This window comes from Mammaliicoccus sp. P-M59 (assembly GCF_022386135.1).
Classification (GTDB): Bacteria; Bacillota; Bacilli; order Staphylococcales; family Staphylococcaceae; genus Mammaliicoccus; species Mammaliicoccus sciuri_A.
On the sequence record NZ_JAJNJJ010000022.1, the window covers coordinates 1 to 2,162 of the forward strand.

The 2,162-nt window shown below is 28.8% G+C and carries 4 protein-coding genes; 3 read left to right on the forward strand and 1 reads right to left on the reverse strand.

What is annotated here, in order from left to right:
- A partial coding sequence (locus tag LQ617_RS15670; RefSeq protein ID WP_239740781.1) for a protein rep occupies window positions 1–811 on the reverse strand: 811 nt, incomplete at its 3' end.
- Between the two features lie 279 nt (window positions 812–1,090).
- On the opposite strand from LQ617_RS15670, the gene LQ617_RS15675 reads away from it, so the two are divergent.
- The 3 genes from LQ617_RS15675 (at window position 1,091) to LQ617_RS15680 (ending at window position 1,976) form a co-directional block, all read left to right on the forward strand.
- Entirely contained in the window at window positions 1,091–1,246 is a 156-nt protein-coding gene (locus tag LQ617_RS15675; RefSeq protein WP_239733092.1) for a hypothetical protein, read from the forward strand.
- Window positions 1,233–1,355, forward strand: a complete 123-nt coding sequence (locus LQ617_RS16060) for a hypothetical protein (RefSeq protein ID WP_267920232.1) — start codon at window positions 1,233–1,235, stop codon at window positions 1,353–1,355. The genes LQ617_RS15675 and LQ617_RS16060 overlap by 14 nt, the downstream gene beginning before the upstream one ends.
- A 333-nt stretch (window positions 1,356–1,688) precedes the next feature.
- The gene (locus tag LQ617_RS15680) at window positions 1,689–1,976 is read left to right on the forward strand and encodes an SdpI family protein (protein ID WP_275590297.1); all 288 of its coding nucleotides are present in this window, start codon (window positions 1,689–1,691) and stop codon (window positions 1,974–1,976) included.
- Window positions 1,977–2,162: the final 186 nt, after the last annotated feature.

Here is a 2,162-nt window from a genome sequence, read left to right on the forward strand (position 1 = left end):
AAATTTGATAGATATATTCAGTTGGATCAATCTCTTTTAAATAATCTAAATCGCCATTTTTTAATAACTTTCTCGCCTCTTTAAATAATCCCGAATACACTAATACCTGCTTACCTTTTAAAGAACGATAATACGCGTCGAATACTTTTTGATTACTCAAATAATCACTATCTTTACCCGAATATTTAGCCATTTCATAAAGTTCTTTGTCATTATTAGCCTTAACTTTCTCAACATGAACTTGTGTAATTTCTGGCATTCCCGTTACATCTCGCCATAAATTCAACCATTCTTTTTGACTAATATAAGATTTAGTATCTTTAAAATAAGATTTGTTAACTGCAATTAAAACATGAAAATGGGGATTATAATCGTCCCGCTCTTTGTTGTATGTAATCTCTAATTTCCTTACATAACCTTTTAATATAGTTCTGATTTTCTTTCGTTCAACCATTTTTTTAAAAGCTTTATTATAATGCTTAATCTCATTTTCTAACTCATTTTTAGATACATTAGGTGTTGTTAATGTTAAAAATATAAATTCTTTTTTATGTTCTTTTTGTACATACTGCATCATCAAAGATAAACCTAGTGCGTCTTTTCTCGCTTTACGCCATGCACAAACCGGACAAAATCGATTCTTACATGAATTTGCTTTATATAATTTGTTTTTTTCTAACGACTTATCTGTCACAAAAGACAAAAAGGTATTACATTCCCGTACCAATGTCATTTGATTTTCCCCCACATGTCGCTCTATAAATTTCTGAAATACTTGATTTCTACGTTTCTTCTCAGTATACTTATCCATGTTATTAATATTAAAAACAACCTAGTTTCTCACAAACTATGATAATAAAAAAAGTTGCTTTTTCTCCTTTCTCATAATGTTTTCAGATTAGACACCTAAAACACTACATGAGTATGCTGAAAAAAGCAACTTTTTTTGTGTTTAAAACCAAGCACATCAACGCTTTAAGGGTAACTATCCAAAATCGAAATAGTTACCCTTATTATCAAGATAAGAAAGAAAAACATTTTTACCACAAAAAAAGGGGTATAAATTCTAAAAAAGATATGAGGGATAAATATGTTTGAATTAATAGCAAAAATAATAAATTTTATATTTTCAACTTTTTCTGTTTGGGCTGGAACACCAAATTTTAAAAAAACGTTTAAAAATTCTAAAAACGGAAAAAATAAAAAAGAACAAACAAAGGAGAGTGATTACAATGGCAAAAGTTAAACCAAGTCCATGGTGGGGATTTGATGCATTCTATCGTCTAACAGGTGGTAAAGCTTGGAACCAATGTATGGCTAATAGAGATGATTGGTGTGGTCCTCACACTTACTAAATATTTATTCCAATTTCCTTTTTGAATAGAAACTTTGAACCCTAAAAACCCAAAAGCGTGTCAATCGTTCGGTTTTATAGCTATCGCTATCCGAACGCTTGCGCTTTAAGTTTATTTTAGGGTTCTTTTCTTTTTCAAAAAGTTTTCTCGGCATAAAAGACAAATGAATTATATAGTCGACTATACCCTGAATAAATCCTTTACTAAATCATGTTTTTAGTTAAACTTTAGTTTAATCAAGAAAAGAAAAAGCTCATTTCAAAAACATAAAAAAGGATGTCATCAATGCTTTTATTACCTTCAAGTATTTTTATGATTTTACTAGGAGAATTAATGATCAAAAACCCTCCTGAAAATATAAATCACCTCTATGGTTTTCGAACAAAGAAATCAATGAAAACACAAAAAAATTGGAATAAAGCACAAATAATTTGTGGGAAATATACAAAACAAATTTTTAGCTATAGTCTTTATATTTCTTTAATACTTATAGTTTTAGATATATATTCTTTAATAACAAAAAAAGAAAATATAATACTATACTCTACCATCATACAAAGTGTAACTCTCTGTATTTTCCTCTTATACATGATTATCAAAACCAATAAAAAATTAGACTAATCAAAAACTAGTATTCATTTCTCACTTTATATTTTTATATTTTTAACTTCTTTTCAGATTCTCTGCTAAGAGCATAAGGGGACACAATGCCACTCCGTGTCACTCAGCATAGCTGAGGTGTCTTCTTATGCTTTATACATTTCTTTTAAGCCATGTTAAAACCAAACAAATCATACAACTAAGCCA

What these genes read in the sequence shown, in the direction of transcription:
- LQ617_RS15675 (WP_239733092.1), top strand. Translation starts at nt 1,091, where the DNA reads ATGTTTGAATTAATAGCAAAAATAATAAATTTTATATTTTCAACTTTT.
- LQ617_RS16060 (WP_267920232.1), top strand. Translation starts at nt 1,233, where the DNA reads ATGGCAAAAGTTAAACCAAGTCCATGGTGGGGATTTGATGCATTCTAT.
- LQ617_RS15680 (WP_275590297.1), top strand. Translation starts at nt 1,689, where the DNA reads ATGATCAAAAACCCTCCTGAAAATATAAATCACCTCTATGGTTTTCGA.